Source organism: Psychrobacter sp. NG254, from assembly GCF_015277735.1.
GTDB lineage: Bacteria > Pseudomonadota > Gammaproteobacteria > Pseudomonadales > Moraxellaceae > Psychrobacter.
The window spans coordinates 633,922-658,003 of the sequence record NZ_JADHDA010000002.1 but is presented as its reverse complement, the minus strand read 5'-3'; the positions used below and the strand labels follow the sequence as shown (position 1 = coordinate 658,003).

The 24,082-nt window shown below is 44.3% G+C and carries 17 protein-coding genes and 4 tRNA genes; 9 read left to right on the top strand and 12 right to left on the bottom strand.

Annotated features, from left to right (window positions below; genetic code table 11):
* Positions 1-437 precede the first annotated feature (437 nt).
* The 9 genes from IP510_RS05375 to IP510_RS05335 form a co-directional block, all read right to left on the bottom strand.
* A tRNA-Thr gene (locus IP510_RS05375) sits at positions 438-512 on the bottom strand.
* A 103-nt stretch (positions 513-615) separates the two neighbouring features.
* Positions 616-689: transfer RNA gene (locus tag IP510_RS05370), tRNA-Gly, on the bottom strand.
* A gap of 83 nt (positions 690-772) precedes the next feature.
* Positions 773-856, bottom strand: a tRNA-Tyr gene (locus tag IP510_RS05365).
* 67 nt (positions 857-923) lie between these two features.
* Positions 924-999: transfer RNA gene (locus IP510_RS05360), tRNA-Thr, on the bottom strand.
* Positions 1,000-1,191: 192 nt separating this feature from the next.
* Positions 1,192-2,688 (bottom strand): anthranilate synthase component I family protein, encoded by a 1,497-nt coding sequence (locus tag IP510_RS05355; protein ID WP_194363724.1) that lies wholly within the window; start codon positions 2,686-2,688, stop codon positions 1,192-1,194.
* A 276-nt stretch (positions 2,689-2,964) separates the two neighbouring features.
* Positions 2,965-4,257 carry an FHA domain-containing protein gene (locus IP510_RS05350; protein WP_194363723.1) on the bottom strand — a complete coding sequence of 431 codons (1,293 nt, stop codon included), beginning with the start codon at positions 4,255-4,257 and terminating at the stop codon, positions 2,965-2,967.
* Between the two features lie 97 nt (positions 4,258-4,354).
* Positions 4,355-5,137, bottom strand: coding sequence for an RsiV family protein (locus tag IP510_RS05345; protein ID WP_227669485.1), 783 nt, complete (start codon positions 5,135-5,137; stop codon positions 4,355-4,357).
* Between the two features lie 310 nt (positions 5,138-5,447).
* A complete protein-coding gene (locus IP510_RS05340; RefSeq protein ID WP_194363721.1) occupies positions 5,448-7,043 on the bottom strand; it encodes a peptide chain release factor 3 in 1,596 nt (531 codons plus the stop codon).
* 216 nt (positions 7,044-7,259) lie between these two features.
* Positions 7,260-8,183, bottom strand: a complete 924-nt coding sequence (locus IP510_RS05335; protein ID WP_194363720.1) for a hypothetical protein — start codon at positions 8,181-8,183, stop codon at positions 7,260-7,262.
* A 496-nt stretch (positions 8,184-8,679) separates the two neighbouring features.
* Between IP510_RS05335 and IP510_RS05330 the strand changes: the two genes are divergently transcribed.
* From IP510_RS05330 to IP510_RS05320, 3 genes are all read left to right on the top strand, one after another.
* Positions 8,680-9,093, top strand: a complete 414-nt coding sequence (locus tag IP510_RS05330; RefSeq protein ID WP_194363719.1) for an organic hydroperoxide resistance protein — start codon at positions 8,680-8,682, stop codon at positions 9,091-9,093.
* A gap of 231 nt (positions 9,094-9,324) precedes the next feature.
* A complete protein-coding gene (polA, locus tag IP510_RS05325; RefSeq protein WP_413786455.1) occupies positions 9,325-12,309 on the top strand; it encodes a DNA polymerase I in 2,985 nt (994 codons plus the stop codon).
* Positions 12,310-12,513: 204 nt separating this feature from the next.
* The gene (locus IP510_RS05320) at positions 12,514-13,050 is read left to right on the top strand and encodes a hypothetical protein (RefSeq protein WP_194363718.1); all 537 of its coding nucleotides are present in this window, start codon (positions 12,514-12,516) and stop codon (positions 13,048-13,050) included.
* A 41-nt stretch (positions 13,051-13,091) separates the two neighbouring features.
* Here IP510_RS05320 and IP510_RS05315 read toward each other — a convergent pair whose 3' ends face one another.
* Positions 13,092-14,342, bottom strand: a complete 1,251-nt coding sequence (locus IP510_RS05315; RefSeq protein ID WP_194363717.1) for a NosD domain-containing protein — start codon at positions 14,340-14,342, stop codon at positions 13,092-13,094.
* Positions 14,343-14,534: 192 nt separating this feature from the next.
* On the opposite strand from IP510_RS05315, the gene IP510_RS05310 reads away from it, so the two are divergent.
* Positions 14,535-14,885, top strand: a complete 351-nt coding sequence (locus IP510_RS05310; protein WP_194363716.1) for a hypothetical protein — start codon at positions 14,535-14,537, stop codon at positions 14,883-14,885.
* Between the two features lie 131 nt (positions 14,886-15,016).
* On the opposite strand, the gene hemH is transcribed toward IP510_RS05310, so the two are convergent.
* Positions 15,017-16,036, bottom strand: coding sequence for a ferrochelatase (hemH, locus tag IP510_RS05305; protein ID WP_194363715.1), 1,020 nt, complete (start codon positions 16,034-16,036; stop codon positions 15,017-15,019).
* A 430-nt stretch (positions 16,037-16,466) separates the two neighbouring features.
* Here hemH and metX point away from each other — a divergent pair, with 430 nt between their 5' ends.
* The 4 genes from metX (at position 16,467) to IP510_RS05285 (ending at position 20,704) form a co-directional block, all read left to right on the top strand.
* Entirely contained in the window at positions 16,467-17,831 is a 1,365-nt protein-coding gene (gene metX / locus IP510_RS05300) for a homoserine O-acetyltransferase MetX (protein ID WP_194363769.1), read from the top strand.
* Positions 17,828-18,445, top strand: coding sequence for a methionine biosynthesis protein MetW (gene metW, locus IP510_RS05295; RefSeq protein WP_194363714.1), 618 nt, complete (start codon positions 17,828-17,830; stop codon positions 18,443-18,445). The genes metX and metW overlap by 4 nt, the downstream gene beginning before the upstream one ends.
* Before the next feature lie 386 nt (positions 18,446-18,831).
* Complete coding sequence (locus tag IP510_RS05290) at positions 18,832-19,413, top strand: tetratricopeptide repeat protein (protein WP_194363713.1); 582 nt, start codon at positions 18,832-18,834, stop codon at positions 19,411-19,413.
* A 217-nt stretch (positions 19,414-19,630) separates the two neighbouring features.
* Positions 19,631-20,704: a rhodanese-related sulfurtransferase gene (locus tag IP510_RS05285; RefSeq protein ID WP_227669484.1), complete on the top strand. Its 1,074-nt coding sequence runs from the start codon at positions 19,631-19,633 to the stop codon at positions 20,702-20,704.
* 274 nt (positions 20,705-20,978) lie between these two features.
* On the opposite strand, the gene serA is transcribed toward IP510_RS05285, so the two are convergent.
* Complete coding sequence (serA, locus tag IP510_RS05280; protein WP_194363712.1) at positions 20,979-22,205, bottom strand: phosphoglycerate dehydrogenase; 1,227 nt, start codon at positions 22,203-22,205, stop codon at positions 20,979-20,981.
* A gap of 361 nt (positions 22,206-22,566) precedes the next feature.
* Here serA and IP510_RS05275 point away from each other — a divergent pair, with 361 nt between their 5' ends.
* Positions 22,567-24,009 carry an FAD-binding oxidoreductase gene (locus tag IP510_RS05275; RefSeq protein WP_227669481.1) on the top strand — a complete coding sequence of 481 codons (1,443 nt, stop codon included), beginning with the start codon at positions 22,567-22,569 and terminating at the stop codon, positions 24,007-24,009.
* Positions 24,010-24,082: the final 73 nt, after the last annotated feature.

The following is a 24,082-nucleotide window of genomic DNA, read 5'->3' as shown; positions in this document are numbered from 1 at the left end:
CCGATGGTACCAACGTTGACATGTGGTTTTAGACGTTCAAACTTGGCCTTTGCCATGAGTATTTCCTCTTTTTTTGGTGAATCTTTATCAATCAAAGATCGGTTAATAGCTGTTTGACGGCTCATGATATTTATAAGACCATCAAACCGTTGACGCTATGGCTTACCTAACAAACATTATACTTAATTTTTGAGCTATTGAACATGACAAGCTATTGATACTGCTATGTTTTAATCTAACCACAAGTATTGAAATATATTTATACTACATTCAATATTCATTGATAAATTCACAGCACTAAAAGGCAACACCTCAGTGTCACCTTTAAATTATTTTTTGCTGTAATAATTTTATATGTTTCAATAGTCTATAATTTCGGCATTGAGGCAAAGCTATATATGAATAGCAAAACAAACACAAAAGATTTAAACAATAAATGGAGCTCATATCGAGAATTGAACTCGAGACCTCTCCCTTACCAAGGGAGTGCTCTACCGCTGAGCTATATGAGCGTATGCTAAAAATCTTTGAGCTGCACTAAAAAAAATATCACGATACAGTAGTAATGATAACTGTCGTGATGAATGTTTAATAGTCTTTGCGATGGTGTATATATGGAGCGGGTGGCGGGAATCGAACCCGCGTCATTAGCTTGGAAGGCTAAGGTGTTACCATTATACCACACCCGCATTTACTCTTATTCGAACCAACTCTAATCGAGAGTCGTTAAGTATATCGAGCATGCTTGGCGCTATGACAAACTTAAAAAATATGGTGGTGGGAGAAGGATTCGAACCTTCGAAGCTTTCGCGACAGATTTACAGTCTGTTGGGTTTGACCGCTCCCCAATCCCACCTTAGGTTGCTTTAAACAAAAATGACTTTAGTTTAAGACATATTCATAAAAAGCTACTTTAAGAGAGATGGTGCCGACTGCCGGGATCGAACTGGCGACCTACTGATTACAAGTCAGTTGCTCTACCAACTGAGCTAAGTCGGCTTGTTCTCTTAAAGTGGTGGCTATTCTATCAAATATTTTGAGATGCGCAAGCCCTTTTTCATCTTTTTTTCAATTATCTTAATAGAAAAACTCAAGCTATTGATTAAATTAGCATTTTTTTAAATAAAGATATGGCATTAAATTGGCTTTTTGTTCAAAGCATTTGTTTTTGCCACACAGCTGGCTATTTAACTAGCGAATGTGCAAACCATTACAGGCCATTTTTACCGCTTTTATCAATGACGAGGCTTTTTTGTTGGTTTCATTCCATTCAGTCTCTGGTAGAGAATCAACAAAAACCCCTGCGCCTGTTTGAACATGTATCTGACCACGGCGCATTACTGCTGTCCGAATTGCGATGGCCGTGTCCATATCACCGTTCCATCCCAGATACCCGACTGAGCCGCCAAACACCGTTCGACGCACAGGCTCGACCTCATCGATTATTTGCATGGCACGGACTTTGGGTACCCCTGATAGCGTACTAGCGGGAAAAGTAGCACAGAACACATCGAGCGCATCTTTATGCGGTAAGACTGTGCCTTCTACATTGGATACTATATGCATGACTTGTGAATAACGCTCAATAAACATCTTTTCGGTGACTTTGACACTGTCCTCAATACAGACGCGGCTCATATCATCGCAACTCACATCGATAAACATTGAGTGCTCAGTGGTTTCTTTGGTGTCATTGAGCAGCTCCTGCTCAAGCGCTAAATCTTCTGCTGCGTCTCGACCACGCTTGCGAGTTCCTGCCAACGGACGTACAGTGACTTTGCCATTTTCGATACGTGACAGACTTTCAGGAGAGGCACCGATGATATCAAAACGCTTGTGATCATCAAGCGTGTAACCATGCACTAAGAACAGATAAGGGGATGGATTTAAGTACCGCAGCGCACGATATACAGCCAGCGAGTCACCTGTGTAGTCTGCCGTCAGACGCTGCGACGGAACCACGTGAGTGGCCTCTCCTGCCTTGATATAGCCTTTTATCTTATCTACATCGCTGCAGTACTTCTCTGCGCCTGTCTGTGAGGTGAATGTTGGGGTTGGCATCACTGGCGCACGCAAGTTCGATGGCTCAGCCAGTTTTTCTTCGATTTTTTCGAGTTCACGAATGGCTGAGCTATAGCCGTCCTCAGACTGACAATCGGCATAGACGATGATCGACAAGGTGTTCTCTAAATTATCAAAGACAATGACACTCATCGAGAGCATCAACCACATGTCGGGCATCGACATCGTATTGGGGGCATCAGACACGCCCACACTTGGTTCAATGATGCGCACCATGTCATAGCCAAAGTAACCCACTAGACCACCGCTGAAGCTCGGTAGTGTAGGAACCTCTGCTGCCGTTGGCATCTGATACTGTGCCATAAGCTTACGAATGTAATCAAAGGGATTTTCGACCAATTCCGTATCGGTATGATCGTTCTTTTTGGTGGTCATATTGCCGTCAGCATACTGTACAATCAGATCACTACCCAAGCCTATCATCGAATATCGCGCCCAACGTTCACCGCCCACTAAGGACTCAAACAGGTAAGCGGAGCCGTTCAAATCCCGCACTTTGGAAAAGACGGACACGGGTGTTTGCGAATCCATCAATCGCTTTTTTACCAATGGTGCATGGCTAAAGCCCTGATCTTTAAATGCTTGGTATTCTTCGAAGGTCATCATAGTAATGCTCGCTTAGCAGCCTATCGTCAATCCATTATAAAAAATGACAGCGTTAATCCCGTTTGCAGTAATTTATATATGCCTGCATTCGGATCACCTTGATATTTTTAATGGAATCAACGGCATTGGCAAAAAATAAAAAAAGCCAACGGATCAATAAAAAATAGCGCCAACACCTTGTCTAAATGCTGACGCTAATGCGATAGAAACTCAGTTTTCTTTCCACTTAACAATGACACCTATAAGCCATAAGTATCATGTATAAGCGACTGTTGGTTATACAATACCTTTATTGAATAACCACAATGCCAAGCCAATAATCAAAATGGCAGCAAATACCCATATAAACCAACCGCCGCTCGGCTTTTTCTCTATGTGTCCTGCATTGGCAGGGTTACTTATCTGTTGGTCTGCAGCGTTATTACCTTGAGTACCAAGATCATGAGACTGACCCAGATTTGCCGTGCCAGAGAACTGTGATGTGGCCGCTTGCTTGGCACGCAAGACGTCAGGATCTGCCTCTTCTTGCAGCTCAGTCGTCGTCGTTTTGTCGTGCGCCACTTGGACTGCTGGCTCTTCATCTACTGCTGGCTGCTCTACTAAGGGTTCATTATCCGCAGATATCGTTGGTTCTGCAGCCATCACTTCAGGCTCATGAGAGATAGTGTCATCGGAGATAACGTCATTAGATACCGTCTCTTCCACGACTGGTGTCTCTTCAATTGGTGAAGGCTCTATACTGTCTGCGGCAGATAGCACTGTATCTATACCCGTTTCTTTGACAATTGGCGCTTCTTTAGACACAGGTTCGATCACATCGGTAGTATCAGTAGAGATATTTGGTGCATTAGTCTCAGTCTCTGAGTCAGTCTCACTGGACACATTGTCAGGCGTATCTGTGGTAGGTAAAATGTCTTCGATACCCGTTTCTTTTACGATAGGCTCACTGCTCGTCAGAACGGGTTCTTCTACGATAGGTTGTTCAACCATCTCTTCAGCAATAACCTCTTCAGCAGTCATATCTTCGACAAAATCATCTGCCACAATTGTCTCTTCGACAACAGCATCTTCCATGATAGCGTTTTCTGTTATTGCCTCATTAGTGACCGTTTCTTCAGCCGTCACTGGCTCATCTAAAATCTCTGCGGACTCAGTACTGGCAACAGTATTAGGAACGATTGCCGCTACTGGCTTATCTGCTGTAGCTGTAGGCATCTCTGCTTCATTATCCATTGATGTATGCACCTGAAAAGCAAAGCTAGCAAAGCCAAGCGTGTCATCTACTTGTAGAAGGTTCGATTCATTGCCTTCGATACGTCGATCGTTGATGAATGTGCCGTTAGAAGAATCTAAATCCTTCACGTACAGCTGACCATCTAACACGCTCAGCACTGCATGATTGCGAGATACCTGCTTGCTACCTAATACCACGTCATTGTCGTTACCACGGCCAACTGAGAGGCTATCATCAACCGTTAGCGTTAGATCTCCTAACGCCGCTGTTAATGCATTTAACTGCCAAGTTTTTGTACTTGTTGCCGGGTTCACGCTATCTATATCGTTCGTCATATAATGACTCCTTGATTTTTATTACATTTCAAATTAAAAAAAGTCTTAACTCATTGTGCAAATCACAGCTGACTCATAGCAGCTAGAATTTATCTTTTTATCTTTTTATCTTTTTATCTGCATATCTGTCTGTCTGTTTGCGTAAAAAATGCGGTTTTATAACAGTATCAAGCTTACTGTACGGAATGCTAAGCGTCGGCATACCATAGGCATATGGACCGATAGCATAAGGTTGATAGCGAATATCGATGCCTTTGTCTGTCAATATCACATCATTGCTCAGCGTAAACGGCCAACTTTTCTCATAACTGCTGACATCATCAGTGACCGTTTTCACCCATGTTTGGTATGCGTCATAAGCGAGTGCTTCAAAGCGAGGCTTTTGGCTTGCCAGTAGCATATCTGCCAATTTTATTTGCTTTTTGCTGCCGAGATCAAACATTAAGTACTCGCTATAAGGCATGCCATGGGCACCACCAGTGAATACATATGAATTGATGTCGAATAGCTCAAAATCATTAACGTGACCCAAATACTCAGGCGTTACCATCCACTCATACCCCCAAGACACGTCATTGAGCAGGTCTTGGATTTGGGATGTTGCAAAGTCATCAAGCGCAGCTTTTATCTCTTGTGGAGTGCTTGTCGTCTTAACGGTTGCTGATTCAGTTGGTTCAGTATTGACGACCAAACTGTTGATACGCGCATTAACCGCCTCATTTATCCATCCATGATTACTCTCAAGATATTTGATCTCAATATCTGGGCAATTATCACGTTCCCCGCAGGCTTGCTGAACATACTCGGGTAGTTGGTAGTCAAAATAATGGCTACTACTGATGAGGCTACCTGCATGTGCAGACAGGCTGGTAGCGCCCAAAAGCAAGCCACTTATGAGTAAACCAATTCGATATATGCGGCTTACTCTGTCTGAAAAGAGATGAGTTAGTATAGACTTATTAACGTTCAATGGAGTCATCGCTTCCATGCATCCTTTTTTGTAGATATAAAATGTTACTTAACATTCTATCGTAACAATCGTGATGTATTGTAGGAACACTGTTCGTGTTTTTAAGGGTTTACTGATGGCTGAATAGTGGTCTTGCCCCATCTGCCCTATAAATAACAGACAATAAAAAAGACACGGCTAGCGTGTCTTAGTAGATAACAATACCGCGATGTGGCTGACTTTAATGCTCACGCGTACTGCTAAACGTGATTTCTGGATAGCGGTCTTGCATCAGTTGCAAGTTAACGCGCGACGGTGCGAGATACGTCAAATAGCCACCGCCATCTAGAGACAGTTGGTCATGGGCTTTTTTCTTAAACTTAGCAAGCGCCACTTCATCATCACAGTGAATCCAGCGAACTGTCGCGATTGAGACCGGCTCAAAGATACACTGTACTTTGTACTCTTCTTTGAGACGATGCGCGACCACCTCAAACTGTAGCACACCAACTGCACCCAAGACCAAGTCATTATTAATCTGCGGCATAAACACCTGAGTGGCGCCCTCTTCACTTAGTTGCTGTAAGCCTTTTTGCAATGCTTTTGACTTTAGCGGATCTTTGAGTATCACGCGACGAAACAGTTCAGGGGCAAAATGTGGAATCCCCGTAAAGTTCAGCTCCTCGCCTTCGGTGAAACTGTCACCGATCGAGATGGTTCCGTGGTTATGCAAACCAATAATATCACCCGGATAGGCTTCTTCTAGCGCTTCACGGTCGCCTGCCAAAAACGTCAACGCATCAGCGATACGCACATCTTTACCCAAACGCACATGCTTGAGCTTCATGCCTTTTTCGTACTTACCAGAGCACACTCGCAAGAACGCGATACGGTCACGGTGGCGCGGATCCATATTTGCCTGAATTTTGAAGACAAAGCCACTAAAAGCCGTCTCATTCGCGGCCACTTCACGCTCATTGGTCGGATGTGCTTTGGGCGGTGGTGCATATTTAACTAAAGTATCTAGCACCATATTGACACCAAAGTTACCCAGCGCTGTACCGAATAGTACTGGCGTCATCTCACCCGCCAAAAACGCCTCAACACTGAACTCTTCTAGTGCCATTTGTACCAGCTCAAGCGACTCTTCGAAGGCGTCAAACATGAGCGTACCCAAACGCTCACGAATATCTGGATAGTCATAGCCTTCACGGGTCTCGGAGACCGTCATCTTGCCGCCATTACCTTTTTCATAAAAGTAGGTTTTGTTTTCAGTCAAATGATAGACACCGACAAAATCCTGCCCCATGCCAATCGGCCACGTCACTGGGATACATTTAATCTTTAGCACCGCCTCGATTTCGCTCAGTAGCTCAAGTGGCTCACGAATCTGGCGATCGAGTTTATTGACAAAAGAGATGATAGGCGTATCGCGCATGCGGCAAACCTCCATCAATTTGATGGTTCGTTCTTCGACACCCTTAGCGCCATCCACCATCATCAGTGCGCTATCCACAGCAGTCAATGTGCGGTAGGTATCTTCACTAAAGTCGGCGTGACCGGGTGTATCTAGTAAGTTGACCATGTGGTCTTGATACGGAAACTGCATGACAGAGGTGGTAATCGAGATACCACGCTCTTGCTCCATACTCATCCAATCTGAGGTCGCGTGACGATCCGTCTTACGACCTTTAACCTCTCCCACTACCTGAATCGCCTGTCCCCATAACAACAGTTTCTCGGTCATGGTGGTCTTACCCGCATCAGGATGCGAGATAATAGCGAAGGTGCGGCGTTTGGCCACTTCTTTGTTCAGTTTCTTTGGATCTACACTCATAATTTTTGGCTTCAACCTTAACTTCAAAAAGGCTGTCTTTTAGACAGTAATCTAAATAAATAGAATAAATAATGGGCGTATTGTAGCCGATTTAGCATCAGGGTGCAGAATTAGCACACAAAAAACACGCTCTATCGTTCGCGCGGAACGCGTCAGTAGACTTTCTGATACGCAGCGTGACACTCATCTTGCATTGCTATTGATGCTTGATAACGCTCAATAATAGCGCTCAATTTGTGCTTCCAAAAAGTCTCCAGCCACCTCATTGACGAGGGTGCAATTTACCAAGCCGCGTTGACTGTCAGTATTTGGATCAGTGTTGCCTTTAGCCACATAGTTAGCTTCATAGATATTTTTTGCATATTCAAGGCCGCTGTATTCGTAAGCGGGCTCATCGTCATACTCAAAAAACATGACTTGGGCGGCTTTATGCTCATTGCCTACGCCAACGGCAAACTGCGAGGTGCGGTGGTCTCTATCGTCACTAAAGCGCTGTCTGGCAGCATCAATCCAATTATCTAACGAGGCATAGCCTGTTTTGTTTTTATCGTTGAATGCCAAAAACGAGCGCTCGCTTGTGACCACAGGGATATAGCAGACCGAGCCTTCTGGAAAGGCAATGCTAGTTGGGATTTCAGGATAGTTGTTCAAGTCAGTAAGAATACCGCGACTATCACTAGTCATGCCAGCACTGACGTTTGTATTCGTGCCAGCACTATAACTATTGGCACGAACGCCTGATAAGTTGAGAGTTTGATAAGTTGTCTTATACTCTAGCTTATTATTGCTATTTTTCTCATAAATAGGACGTTTGACGGTACGGCCATCGACCTCGATGTCTTTATTTTCGAGTCGACCTTCAAAGTTATCTGCCAGCACTTTTCTGTCCAAATCATTCAGACTCTGATTGCTATAACTGTTGATGATATTGGTCGTTTTGATGTTGCGGGCACCTGTGCGGTAGGCTTCATCGATTCGTGCAATAGCGCTGGCATTGGCATTACTGTCATAGCTATTGGCAAAGCTTGTCAGCATAATCTTATTACTACCAGAACCATACTCGCCATCGTCTTCTTGGCAACCCAAGAGAGCCACCATCGTCAACAGGCAAACACTCGGTATCGCAATCATTCTCTTCATCGAACACTGTCCTTATGATTCAGATTGTCATCATCTATCTGGATGATACTGTCTAACCAACTATATTATTCATTCTCTTTTTTCTGCGTATGCACATTTCTAACTTTAGCAGCCAGTCGTTGGCAATGGACTGATACTGCATTGGCAATATTAGTACTTATTAGCAGAACATAATGAGACTCTACTGCTGCATCCGGTACTCATAAAGCCTTATTGAAAGCCTTATTGAAAGCCTCATTAAAAGCCTACTTACAAACTTGTTGCAAATATTTACTACTCACGCACTAACCTATACAGATAATTTGCTATGCTGTGTTGTGCGTTCATTCTTATGTACAAAGCCTAGATGTACATGGATGCGCATGCAAAAATAGCAAGGAAACACAAGCTGTCTGAAGTACAGATTATCTGATATATAAAATGTAAATCACCTAAAATATAAGTCACTTAAAATATAAATTATTCAAATACAAAAACGCAAAATAAAGGACATATTATGAAAACGCTATATTCTACCAAAGCAACTGTTACTGGCGGCCGTGCAGGTACAGCCAGCTTAAGCGATAACGATCTTAGCATCAACATGGTACCACCAGGTTCTGGCAAAGAAGGCAACAATCCAGAGCAAATGTTTGCAATAGGCTACAGCGCCTGCTTTGATGGTGCGCTTGGTGCTGTTAAACAAATGGAAAAAGCAAAATTTGACTCAACCACCCAGATCGAAGTCGATCTATTGCAAGGTGAAGGCCACGATTATCAAATTGCAGCCAGAATCCATGTGATCGGTGAAAACACTGAACTGTCTGCTGATGAGTTTCAAGCATTGGTCGAAAAAGCGCATCAAGTATGCCCATACTCTAAAGCCACACGCGGCAATATCGATGTTAGCGTAACGTCAGAAGTCAAATAACGTACTTATCGACCCATTATCCAATAGATAGCTATCAAGTAGATAACGATTAAAGTGATAGTAGGTTAATTATAAAAGAACTCAGCTGGTCTGGGTTCTTTTTTTGTTTGAAATTTTGGTGAAAAAATATTATCGCTACAACATCTCGTAACGCTTAAGCAGTTCGGCATGTCCTCATTTTATCGTTATAATAACCGTATATTTTTATCTAATAGCTGATAAGTGACCTTTATGACTGATCCTATGACCAACTCCAACACAGACAGTGACCACAATTCCCATCAAGCGCTCGACCCAAAGGCCATGCCAAATTTTGACACCATGCCCAATGTGGCGACCATGGACACCAGTCATGTGGACAAAGATCAGCCACCATTTATCTTGGTTGATGGCTCGTACTATCTGTTTCGCACTTATCATGCCCTACCAAAAACCATGCAAAACACTCAAGGCCTGATAACCAATGCCATTCGCGGCACATTAAACGCACTACTCAAGCTGATGCGTCGTTATCACCCTACTCATATGGCAGTTTGCTTTGATACCAAGTCACCAACGTTTCGTCATCATATGTCGACCGACTATAAAGCCGCGCGTCCGCCCATCGATATCGAACTAGTAGAGCAGATTCCTTATATTCATCGCTTGGTCACAGCACTGGGGATTCCGCTGTTGCGTATCGAGGGTGCAGAAGCCGATGACATCATCGGTACGTTGGCCCATCGCGCCGTCGAGCAAGGTCATCACGTCGTCATCTCAACCGGTGACAAAGACATGATGCAGCTGGTCAATGACTGCGTGATATTGGAAGACAGTTTTACGGGAAAAGTGACAGACACCCAAGCCGTCATCGACAAACTTGGTATTAACCCTAATCAAATGATTGATTTTTTGACCTTGATGGGTGATGCATCAGATGGTATTAAAGGTGTGCCTGGTATCGGTAAAAAAACAGCCAAAGATTTACTCGTTGAGTATGGTGATATCGGTAATATGTTAAAGCATATTGGCTTTATTAAAGGTCGCGGGGCAAAAGGCTTAATCGAGCACGCTGATGATATTCCGTTCAATCGGAAACTCGCCACTATCGTCACAGATTTGGCCATCGGCCAAGACTGGAATGACCTCAAAATCAATACTGACCCTAGTGCTCATATAGACGAGTTACGCGAGCTATATAATGAGCTCGAGTTTAGAAATGAGCTGGCGTCACTCGATCACCCAAATCATCCCGCGAATGGGAACGGCGCACAAAGTGTCGCTGACAGTCGCGCTGATGCTGAGTCGCAGGCACAAATCGCCAAATCTCTACAATCGACCAATAGTGGACACATCACAGACCGCAAACATCAGGATAAGGCGTGGCACACTATCTTGGATATGCCTGCATTTGATAGTTTGCTGACGTCATTAGAGGCGTCGTCACACTTTGTTATCGATACCGAAACCACCAGTGTTCATTGGCGTGAGGCACAAATCGTTGGTCTGTCTTTTGCCATGCAAGCCCACGAAGCCTACTACATTCCGCTGACGCACAGTCTAGAAGGTGATGAGCTAACCGCAAAGCAGCTCGACCGCGATACGGTACTGGCACGCTTAAAGCATGTGTTAGAAAATCCAAATATCGGTAAAATCGGTCAGCATCTAAAATACGATGCCCACATTCTTAGTCATTATGATATCGATTTGGTCGGCGCGATACACGAGCAACCGAACAACTGGGCGATGGATACCATGCTTGCCAGCTATGTGATTAATGCAGCGGCCACTCGCCACGGCATGGATGATTTGGCGCGTCATTATCTACAAACTCAGACCATCAGCTTTGAGGAAGTGGCGGGTAAAGGCGCTAAACAAGTCACCTTTGACCAAGTGGCCATCGATATCGCTAGCGACTACGCTTGTGAAGATGCTGATATTACCTATCAGTTGTTTGATGTTTTCAGTGTTGAGCTCGCTAACGATGACAATAATGCCAAACTGCTACATGAGTTAGAGATTCCAACGGCTGAGATTCTGTGCCAAATGGAAGCAAACGGTATCTTGATCAAGCGTCCATTCTTAAACGAGCTATCAAAACGCTTTGATGAAGAAATCATTGCATTAGAAAAACGTGCCTATGAAGTGGCTGGTGAAGAATTCAATCTCGGTTCGCCAAAGCAACTGGGCGAGATGCTGTTTGAAAAGCTTGGCGTACCGGGTGGCAAAAAAACCAAGTCCGGTCAGTACTCGACTGGTGAAGCGGTATTGTCAAAAATCGACCATCCACTGGTCGATATCACGTTGGAATATCGTAGCCTATCTAAGCTCAAGAGCACTTATACCGATGCGCTTGATAATGTCGCAGATAGCGAGACCGATCGTGTACACACTAGCTATCATCAAGCACTGACCAGCACTGGACGTTTGTCTTCGACTGATCCCAATTTACAAAACATCCCGATTCGTACTGCCACTGGTCGCTTGATTCGTCAGGCCTTTATTGCACCAGCAGGTCGTGTGATTTTAGCAGCCGATTATTCACAAATCGAGCTCCGGTTGATGGCGCATTTCTCAGGCGATAATGCGCTTACTCATGCTTTTAACGAAGGGTTAGATATTCACGCTGCCACCGCTGCTGAAGTGCTGGGCAAAGATGTCGCTGACGTCACCTCGACTGAACGTCGTAATGCTAAGGCCATTAACTTTGGCCTACTGTATGGCATGAGTGCGTTTGGTCTAGCCAAACAGCTGCAAATGAGCCGTAACGAGGCGCAAGACTATATCGATATGTATTTTGAGCGCTATCCAGGCGTCAAAAACTATATGATCAATACGCGCGCCAGTGCGTACGAACAAGGCTATGTAGAAACGATATTGGGCCGTAAGCTCTATACGCCTGATATCAATCATAGCAACCGCATGGTCAAGCAAGGCGCTGAACGTGCAGCAATTAACGCACCTCTACAGGGTTCAGCAGCAGACTTAATTAAGCTTGCCATGATTGCGGTCGATAAAGTGCTGCCAAAAGAGCACGCCAAAATGCTACTGCAAGTCCATGATGAACTGGTGTTCGAAGTCGATGCCGATAAAGTAGATGAGGTTAGCCAGCTTATTATTGATGCGATGCAAGATGTCTTAACGACAACCGCTGTCAATAAAGGCTGGCATGTAGACTTTGCCGTACCGTTACTGGTTGAGACGGATAGCGGTCAGAACTGGGATGAAGCACACTAATCACTGATTTGGGTAAATGAGATAGAGTGTGGGTTGTTTTTTTTATACTTGGCACCACTAAAGTTGCTATTCAGCCCACCATCAGTATTACAACATTGCTGATGGCACGGATGATATTAGCCCCATATACGCATTACACAGTGTTCGGTCTAGAGTGAGCCTTTGAGCTCACTTTTTTGCCCTTAAAATCAGGAGTGTCTTATTTTGAATACAGATGGCATTATCGAAGCGCCTGGTATTATCCTGTTGATAGCCTGCCTGCTGCGCAGCTTACAGTACGTCATGCAGAGTCACATTAAACAGATTCAGGCTTTTTGGCTGGCAACTGTACTCGTGTTCATCGCTGTGATTCGCCGCGAGCTGAACTACTTACCAGACTTATTGGTTCCAAACGACTTCTCCTTTCTCAGTCAGTCTTATGACTGGTGGGAAGACATCGTTCTGACCGTTATTTACCTTGTCGCCCTTGGTTTATTTGCTTATTCAAGACGCTACCTATGGGCCGTATTAAAAAGCGTTCATGTTTCTGTCTACCTTGGCGTCACTGCACTCGCTATCGTACAATATATGGGAGAGAACGCGATCGGGTTTCCTCATACGCTGGGCGGTATCGTTGAAGAACTGGCTGAAACCGCGATTTATGCCATTGCCTTAACTTATATTTGGCGCTTCAATTTGACAGAATCTGCAGCAGGTTTTGGCTATCCCTCAGACTATGAGCTAAACCACAGCAGTAAATAACACTCGTCAATGTTTTATAAGTATTAAAGAAATATTTACGGCTACTCGATATGGGTAGCCGTTTTGCTTGCAGCGCGGATACTAATCGCTTGCTCGATAGATTTATCGATAAAAATATTGTCTTTAATCCGTGTGTTTTTAATCGCGCCTGCCGCGCTTTCTTCACGAATCTCAGAACCCACAGCGATAGGCATACCTACCGTCGCTGCAAACCTATTCCCCTCAATCAGTGTGCCGTCATCCTCTACGATAACGCCCTTCTCTACCTGCTCAAAACGGTTATCAACAATTTGATTGTTTTTGGCACTGTCCAAATGGTAGCTAGCAAATGGTGTTTGCTTGACTAAATAAGCACCGCATTCAAAACCTTTGAGATTGCGGGACTGTCTTGATGCTACCCAAACACCAACTGGCTCGTCTTCAAAGACATTATTGGCAATAATATTGTCTCGGCTCGATTCAGTACGTTTAAAATGATTGCCCCGCGTTGGATCATCGGCATGCTCGAAGCAATTGCGATATAGCAGTACACTGCCTGCGCCATTATGAATAAAGTGATTGTTTTCGATACGGTTGTTGCTCGATGAATCGACAGCAATGGCTTCACGATTGGGCTTAAATGTACGAAAACCATTGCCGACAAACACAGAGTTTTTGATCACATTATCGCGGCTACCGAATTCTAAATACAATCCCACTGTGCCTGCGTTTTGGATACGTACTTTGTCAAAAATGATGTCATGTACATGATCACCGATGAACATGCCACTATTGATACTATTGCGACTGCTAACATTAATGATGCGAATACCATTTGGAGCAAGGGCGCGATTGGCAGCAGGATTGATAAAGCCGCGTGCGTAACGCTGATTTGGGTTGCTATATTGGCGAATGTGTAGTGCATGACCATAGCCCGTCACATGACAATTGGCAACGGCAATATTTTTTATAGCCTTATCTGTTTTAGGCTTAATCATAATCGCGCTGGCCTTTGAGTTATCATCACTCATCGTGCTGAGCAACGTACCACCACAGTCGAGTGAGCTGTTTGATTGGTTCAGCTCAAAACGTATCGATTGCCCTGTCAAATCACAGCCATTACTAAGTGTGCTATGGCCTTTTACCACAACCGTTTGCTTGAGTTCTAGTTGTGCGCAGTCGATTATCGTCGTGGCTGTCGGCAGTTTGCCATCAATAACGAGCGGCTGCTGTAAGTTAACAGCGCCGCGACTGCTATCTGAATTGGTAAAAGGCAAGCGCTTGCATGCTGTCATACCTACGGTAGCGCTCATTAAGGATACTGCTATTAGACTTTTAGCACTGACAATCATCGGGCATCTCATTTTTATTGTTTGTCTTACATTTTTTGAACATCCTGTGACACCTTACTACTATCAGTGATAATCATAACCCGTCACACTTACCTTAATGAATGACATTAACAACAACCATCAATAATAATCGTAAATAATAAGGAAGCTATCATGGAAAACTCAAAAAACCCATTACCAGAAGAGATGGATCATATTGACGGAAATGGCCTTGATAATAATGACAACACAGATGAACAAGACAACCAACTGGTCGATTTAGACAATCCTATGCTACACACTATCGACAATGATGATGTGATTGATAATAGTGTAGGGTTTAATAATTCAGAAGTCGGTACCGATGCTATCCAAGGCCTGACACCTGCACATCGTCAAAACATAGACGAGTCACGTGTCGATGAGATTTTGGTGCAAGACAATTTGGATGACCGTGATTATCCAGATTCGATGGATATCGTGGACAGAGAAGCCGCCGAACGCAGTAACGATGATGATTTCTAAAAATAACTGCGATTGTTAATACAGCCTTTTAAACGAAAAAGCACGCTTAACTTATATTAAGCGTGCTTTTTTATGACGTACTCTTTCATCAATAAGTTCTTTCATTAATAAAAAGATACCTTTATTACGGATTAGGCCCAGCCATCTAACGTGCCAGCCCAGCCTTTGACTAGCGGCAGACTCAACGCTTCAAGCAACTCAATGTGTGCCTCATCAAGGTTGAGTGCTGGGATATAGTGATACTCTTGCCCGCCTGCGTGAAGGAAATTTTCACGGTTCTCAATTGCCAGTTCTTCTAGTGTCTCAAGACAATCGGCTGAAAATGCAGGGCTAATCACTTGCACCGAGCGCACGCCTGACTTACCCCAATCTTCCAATACCACGTCAGTATACGGCTTGACCCATTCCTGCTTACCAAAGCGCGATTGGAAACTGATGATCCATTCGTCATCGTTCAGACCAAGCGCGTGTGCGACTTGTGCTGCCGTACATTTGCAGCGTTTAGGATACGGATCGCCTTTATCAGCATAAGGCTGCGGAATACCGTGAAAGCTAAACATCAACTTGTCAGGCTTACCATGCTTTTCTTGGAAACGGCGAATAGAATCAGCCAATGCCTGTATATACAGCGGATGGGCAAAGTAGTCTTTGACAATCGTATAATTGGGCAAGTTACGCTGCTTGAGCGTCCATTTGGTCAGCGCATCATATACTGCACCGCCTGAAGAAGCTGAATACTGCGGAAACAATGGCAAAATAACGAAATGATCAACCCCTTCGCCGCGCAGCGTGTCCATCACATCGGGCAAACCAGGATTGCCATAGCTCATCGCTGAATGCACAGAGACGCGAAATGGCGCCACACTATTCGCCAGACGCGGCTCTAATAGCTCAACTTGGCTCTTTAATATCTTACGAATCGGAGAATCACCTTCCCAAATACTGGCATAGGCTTTTGCTACGCGCTTTGGGCGACTTGGTAAGACAAATAGATTCAGAATGATCGCCCATAGGAATTTAGGAATTTCAATAACCCGTGGGTCTGACAAAAATTGTTTAAGATAGCGACGTACAGCAGGTGCCGTTGGCTCATCTGGCGTACCGAGATTCACTAGCAAAACGGCAATACGTGGGGGCAATTTAGGTTTCATAGTGGCACTTTATTAGCAGTAAGTTATTAAAGATGATGTCACCATTATAAGAGGTAAAACGGTTAAGACAAGATTGAATAGGTATCTCATTAGTGTCGCATTTTATATATTAGTGGCACGCACGAAAAACGGACTTATACAATTTGAAATGCAGTGGCTATTTATTCAATGTTTGTTCATTACTAGTTGTCTACGGCTCTTATACTTTCCCTCGTCCAAAAAACTGTACCTGAAAGGCTCGCGTGACGGTTGTACTCCTACGCGCATCGCCATACAATAGGCAGGCTCAGTTTATAAAAACTGCGTAGGTAAAATAGTCTATCAACATCTTGCCATTTTGCTTTTATTTTATTGATGATTGTTGTCTTGCGAGGTAGCTTTGAACGCACGCTCTGATAATACCAGTGACCAGCCCCATGATTCTGAGGCCATGTCTAATAGCTCAGCCCATACTACGGCAGGTTCAGTGGGTGTCGTTACGCCCCAAAACTTCCATTTCGCTGAGCCATTGACCTTGGAGTGTAACCGTACCCTGCCCTCGTTTGATTTGATGGTAGAAACTTATGGCACGCTCAATAGCGACCACTCAAATGCTATTTTGATCTGTCATGCATTATCTGGCAATCACCATGCAGCCGGCTTTCATAGCAGCGATGAAAAAAAGGCAGGCTGGTGGGACAATATGATTGGTCCCAACAAAGCCATCGATACCAATCAGTTTTATGTGGTGTGCGTCAATAATATTGGTAGCTGCTTTGGCTCAACAGGGCCTACCACCATTAATCCTGATAGCGTTGGTGTGGATGACAGCGATGAGCCGCAGGTGTATGGCCCTGACTTTCCGCTGATCACAATCAAAGACTGGGTAAAAACCCAAGCCATGCTCTCAGACCGTCTAGGAATTGACGTTTGGCACGCTATCGTTGGCGGCTCGATGGGCGGAATGCAAGCGCTGCAATGGTCTGTCGATTACCCAGAACGCCTAAAGCGCTGTGTGGTTATTGCCAGTACTCCCAAGCTCTCTGCGCAAAACATTGCCTTTAACGAAGTCGCACGTCAGTCGATACTATCCGATCCTGACTTTAAAGATGGTCGCTATTTACAAGCAGGCACTTATCCGCGGCGTGGGCTCATCCTCGCGCGTATGGTTGGTCACATTACCTATTTGACTGATGATGCGATGAAAGCCAAATTTGGCCGTGATTTAAAATCTGGCAAGTTTATGTATGGTTATGATGTCGAGTTTCAAGTTGAGAGCTACTTACGCTATCAAGGCGAGCGCTTTAGTGAAAACTTCGATGCCAATACTTATCTGCTCATGACCAAAGCCTTAGACTATTTTGACCCGACGCGCGACTACTCTTCAGACCCATCAACTGTAACAAAAGACAATATAGAATCAGCAGTGCAAATAGAAGACTCAATCGCAGCGTCTGTCGAGTCTAGCAAAGCGAATGCACAGAATGAATTAGAAGATGCAGTAGCGACGATTGAAGATATTGAGTCTGATCGCCAGCAAGAGCTTTCTGCGCTCAAAGCAGCCTTTGCGCATACTCAATGCCAGTATCTGGTGGTTTCATTCACCACTGACTGGCGCTTTGCCCCTGAGCGCTCACAAGAAATCGTCGATGCACTTATGGCCACTGGCAAACCTGTCAGCTATATCAATATTGATGCACCGCACGGACATGATTCGTTTTTGTTCGATATTCCGCGTTATATGGGTGCTGTAAAAGGCTTTTTGACTGCCCCATCTATTACCCATAGTCGCCCAGTTAGAGGAGAGTGCTCATGAGAATGGACTATCAATTGGCAGAGCGCTGGATTGCACCGCAGGCACACATACTCGATTTGGGCTGCGGTAATGGCGAGCTGCTCGCGCATTTACAGCAGAACCTAGGCGTCACTGGATATGGCCTCGAGATCGATGAAGATAAAATCAATGAAGCCATCGGCAAAGGATTATCCATCGTCGAGCAAGACCTCAATGATGGCTTAGCGCGTTTCGCTGATAACAGCTTCGATACGGTGGTGATGGCACGCGCGTTACAGGCAGTCAAATCACCTGATGTATTGCTGCTCGACATGCTACGAGTGGCCCGCGAGGCCGTCATCACATTCCCTAACTTTGCCCATTGGCAAAACCGTGTTCATCTGGGTCTCAAGGGCATCATGCCTGTCTCTGAAGCACTGCCTTATGAGTGGTATAACACGCCAAACATTCATTTATGCACGTTCAAAGACTTTGAAAAACTGTGCGCGCAGCATGATATCGATATCATTAACCGCTTTGCTGTAAGTGATTCTGAAAAAGGTCACACACCACTAATGAAAGCGTTAATACGCCGAGCACCTAATTTGTTAGCAGATGTTGCCATCTATCGCGTGACTAAGAAAAGTATCAAGTAAAGACTGATAGTCACTTTGTATCAGACAGCCAAAACTGATGTAAAAGTCATGTTTTTAGACTTAATAGAGTATTAATTCCTTGTATTTTTTAGTAACTGTATGATTTTGTTGAGGCAAATTAGGTATAAATGCCTAGGGTACTGTGTAATTAGTATTTGAGTTTCGTAAGTTTGGGTGTTAAGCTAGCAAAATATTGTCAGCTACCCCGCTATTACGACCATTTGTCTAATCAGTTAGTGGGCTATCTACAATGCAAATACACTAGATCAAATTGCTAACGATTGGGTACGTCCATATTGCACGACTCCACCTAATGGTTATCACCGCCTAAAATCCTTTAGCGGTACAATTTTTTTGCTTACTCATTGCCTAATTTTGGAGCTGCTATGAAATTACTAAAAGCTGCGTTGTTTACTGCATTATTTTCTTGTGCTGGTTTGGCCAATGCTGAGTTGATATCTAACGTACCGCTTGATACCTCGCGTTTTGAGCTAATGCCTGTCAGTGAGCTGTCTAGTCGTGCCAGCCAAGGTAACGACCACGCTCAGTTCTACTTAGCCAAACGTCTGCAAAAAGGCGAAGGCATTGCCCAAAATACCCAGCAAGCACTTCAATGGTATACCAAAGCCGCTCAGCAAGGCGTCGCCCCTGCTCAGTTGAATTTGGCCATCATGTATTTGCGCGGTGAAGGCGTACAGCCGAACTTGCAACAAGCACGCATTTGGTTAGAGAAAGCTGCGATGCGTGGTGATAACCGTGCCAGCTATACCCTTGCACTGCTCGATGAAAAGCAAAAGAACTTAGTTGATGCCTATAAATGGTATGATTTGGCTGCCCGCGATGGCATGCTCGATGAAAAAGTCCGTAACAAAGCACGTGGCAAAATCGGCGAATTGGCATTGAACTTATCAAGCGCAGATATCGCTAGTGCTCGCAGCAAAGCAGATACGTGGTTCCAGAGTAAATAATATCTGACCCTACGCATCAAATATCAAAAAGCTCAGTATCTTACTGGGCTTTTTTATTGGATTTTTTTCGTTACACTGCATAATCTTCAAATATCCTCTCAATTTTGCTACACTACGCGCGCATTAATCAATTCCATAATTTTGTTAATGCTTTAAGCTGAAAAGATACTTTAAACCCAACGCACTAGGTTTACGACCTAGCCAGCAGGAGAAAAATATGAGCACCATTCAAGACGATACCACTCAGAACCCCACTACAACTGACAACAAATCAGCACCTATCTACGATAGTGTCACTAATAATATCGTCGTTGCCGCCCTTTATAAATTCACCCGCTTTGCTGATTTTGAGCAATTCCGTGAGCCTATTTTAGATACCATGCTAAGCAATGACGTTAAAGGCACGCTGCTCATTGCTGCAGAAGGCATTAATGGAACGATTTCTGGCACACGCCAAGGTATTGACACTGTCCTCGACTACTTGCGCAGTATTGAAGCGATTGGCACATTTACCTTTAAAGAGTCTTATACCAACGAGCAGCCGTTCTATCGCACCAAAGTTAAGCTAAAAAAAGAAATCGTCACCATGGGTGTCGAAAATGTTGACCCATTACAGTCGGTTGGTCGCTATGTAAAACCAAGTGAGTGGAATGCGCTGATATCTGATCCTGATGTGATTTTGATTGATACCCGTAACGATTATGAGGTACAAATTGGTACCTTTAAAAATGCCGTAAACCCAAAAACTGATACCTTCCGCGAGTTTCCAGAATACGTGGCAAAAGAGCTCGACCCAGCCAAACACAAAAAAGTGGCCATGTTTTGCACGGGCGGTATCCGCTGTGAAAAATCGACGGCCTATATGCGTGAGCAAGGGTTTGAAGAGGTCTATCACTTAGAAGGTGGTATTCTAAAATATCTAGAAGAAGTCGATAGCAATGAGTCTATGTGGGAAGGTGACTGCTTCGTGTTTGATAACCGCGTATCGGTCAATCACAATTTAGAAAAAGGCAGCTACGAGCAATGTTTTGCGTGTCGTATGCCCATTACGGCCGATGATATGCAAAGCCCCGCTTATATCAAAGGCGAGTCATGCCCGCATTGTATCGATAAAGCGACTGACGAGCAAAAAGCCCGTTTCCGTGAGCGTGAGCATCAAATGCAGCTGGCGCAAAAGCGCGGTGAAGCGCATATCGGTAGCGACGTCATAGAGGTTATAGAAAAACGCAAAGCGGCCAAGGTTGAAGCACAGCGGGTTGCTGATGCCGCCAATCAGGCTAAAAAGGGATAAAAACCTTATTCCTGACTAGGGCATGTCCTCAATTCAAACGATAATCATCTAACTGGGCTAAAAATGGCTAAATTTTGCCAAACAGTGTCAAATAGCTAGTCAATAGCTCGATATTATCTACACTATTTTTCTCGTTTGACGGCAATTTATCTCATTCTTATCTCCATTTTTGAAATGAGGACACACCACAAACAAAAAAGAGAGGCTCTATTAATTAGAGCCTCTCTTTTTTATGAAAAAATGTCAGTGCCTATCAGAATAATCAGCGCTGATATTAGAACAAGATACGTACGCGGATAGTCTCTTCTACGTCTTTTAGTTGGTCTAATGCAGCAGTCGAATCATTATAGTCAACATCCATCACTAGATAACCCACATCACCTTCCGTCATTAGACTCTGTGCAAGGATGTTAATCCCAGCTTCCGCAAACAAACGGTTGATCTGAGACAGTACGCCTGGTACGTTTTTGTGGATATGTAACAGACGATGCGAGTTCTCTTTAAACGGAATAGAAACTTCTGGGAAATTGACAGCGGTCGCCGTGTCACCTTGGTCAGAGTATCTAACAAACTTATCTGCTACTTCCAGTCCGATGTTGGCCTGTGCTTCTTGGGTTGAACCACCGATATGCGGGGTCAAAATCACGTTATCAAATTTACGCAGTGGCGACTCAAACTCTTCGTCCGCTGATTTTGGCTCTTTTGGAAACACATCAATGGCCGCGCCCAAGATTTTGCCAGACTCTAGTGCCGCTGCCAAATCATCAATCTCGACACACGTACCACGTGCTGCATTGATGAAGTAACTGCCGTCTTTCATTTGTGCAAACTGCTCAGCTTTCATCATGTAGCGGGTGCTTGCCACATCAGGGACATGCAACGTCACGATATCAGCCGTTGATAGCAGCTCTTCTAAATTACTCACTTGCACCGCATTGCCCAGCGGCAATTTGGTCACGGCATCATGATAAATCACTTTCATGCCAAAGCTTTCGGCCAATACAGACAGCTGTGAGCCGATCGAGCCATAGCCGACAATACCGATGGTTTTGCCGCGCACTTCATGTGAGTTGGTCGCAGACTTGCCCCAACCGCCGCGATGTACGGTGGCGCTCTTTTCAGGAATACCGCGATACAGCATAATAGCTTCGGCGAGTACCAACTCAGCTACCGAACGGGTATTCGAGAATGGCGCGTTAAAGACAGGAATGCCCAATTCACGAGCAGCTTCAAGGTCAACTTGGTTAGTACCAATACAAAAACAGCCAATACCAATCAGTTTATGCGCATGCGCAAGCACTTCACGTGTCAGCTGAGTGCGCGAACGAATACCAATAAAGTGCGCATCTTTAATTTTTTCGATCAGCTCGTCTTGATCTAAGGCGTGACTGATATTCTCGATGTTATGATAACCAGCTCCTTCCAATACTTTTAAGGCATTGTCATGTAGACCTTCAAGCAATAAAAACCGGATTTTGTCTTTTTGTAGTGATAACGCCATATGAGAACTGTCCTATAATTGTTTTATAAGATTACCTGTTGGATAATCTATGATGGATGAAACGAAAACAGTCCCGATATCTTACACAAAATTTGAGATCGATGTTAGCAGATTAGATGAATTATTGGTTATCAAGCCTGAAAAATTTTTATGCTATAGTGAATCATTCTGTTTGAAAGCTATCTAATCGCTTTGTTATTATCTACCTCTTCCTAAATAAAAACCACCAACGACTTATTGCCACCACAAGCGGACTCATCACTGAATTTATATGCATTTCGCTATATAATAAGCAGTATCAACATTCCCAGCATTCCCAGCACTCCCAGCATAGTGCTTACGCCAATATTGAGATTTGACCATGACGCCACATCAAACCCAGCTCACACCCGAAGCCAACACCCTCGCTGTGCAAACCATCCTAAGCACGCTCGCTGATACCCATGCATTTGACGCTAGCCAAATCAAAACTGATGATGAAAGCTTAGAGCATTGGGGCAAAGACTGGACCAAACACTTTGCTCCAGCCGCTGCCGCCATCGTCTTTCCAAAGACCACTGAGCAAGTGCAATCTATCGTACTACTGGCCAATGAGCACAACGTTGTTCTGACTCCAAGTGGTGGTCGTACTGGTCTATCAGCTGGCGCAGTCGCCGCTAATGGTGAGATCGTCGTCAGTATGGATAAAATGAACCGCATCGGACAGTTCTATCCTGCCGATCGCATGGTCGAGATTGAAGCAGGTGTGGTCACCGAGCAGCTGCAACAGTTCGCTGAATCAAAAGATTTATACTACCCTGTCGACTTTGCCTCAGCAGGCTCTAGTCAAATCGGTGGCAACATCGGCACCAATGCAGGTGGTATCAAAGTGATTCGTTATGGCATGACCCGTCAATGGATTATGGGGCTGACAGTAGTAACTGGCAAAGGCGATATCTTACATCTCAACCGCGGTATGGTAAAGAACGCCACCGGTTATGACTTACGTCAGTTGTTTATCGGTAGCGAAGGTACGCTAGGGTTTGTTACTCATGCGCAAATCAAGCTAGAGCGTCAGCCACAAGACTTAAATGTCATGGTGCTAGGTATGGACAGCTTTAACGATGTCATGAATGTACTGGCAGCATTTCAAGCCAAGATTGATTTGACCGCCTTTGAATTCTTTGATGATGTGGCAATTGATAAGCTGATGGCACATGGTCAAGTACAAGAACCATTTGAATCACGTACCAAGTTTTATACGCTATTAGAGTTTGAAGCACCTTATGAGCCCATCATGGATAAAGCCATGGCCATATTTGAGCATTGTATGGAGCAAGGCTGGGTGGTTGATGGTGTGATGAGCCAAAACCTCACGCAAGCGGCAGAGCTGTGGAAGCTGCGCGAGTATATCTCAGAGACTATTTCGGTATTCACGCCTTATAAGAATGATGTGTCTGTGCTTATCAGCCATGTGCCAGAGTTTATAGAACAGATTGACCATATTGTAAGCAGTAACTATCCTGACTTTGAAGTCTGCTGGTTCGGTCATATCGGCGATGGTAACTTACATCTCAATATTCTAAAGCCTGAGAATATGAGCAAAGATGATTTCTTTGCCGAGTGTCAAGTTGTCAATAAACACGTGTTCGAGACGGTACAAAAATATGGCGGTTCAGTCTCTGCTGAGCATGGCGTGGGTATGACCAAAAAGCCTTATCTACAGTACAGCCGTAGCGAAACTGAAATTGATTATTTAAGAGACGTCAAAAAAGCATTCGATCCAAACAATATCATGAACCGTGGTAAGATTTTTGATATGTAACTGGTTATCAACTCACTGAACAACGCATTGAACGAATAACTGAAATCGAATAAAAAAGACGCTAAGCCCAAAG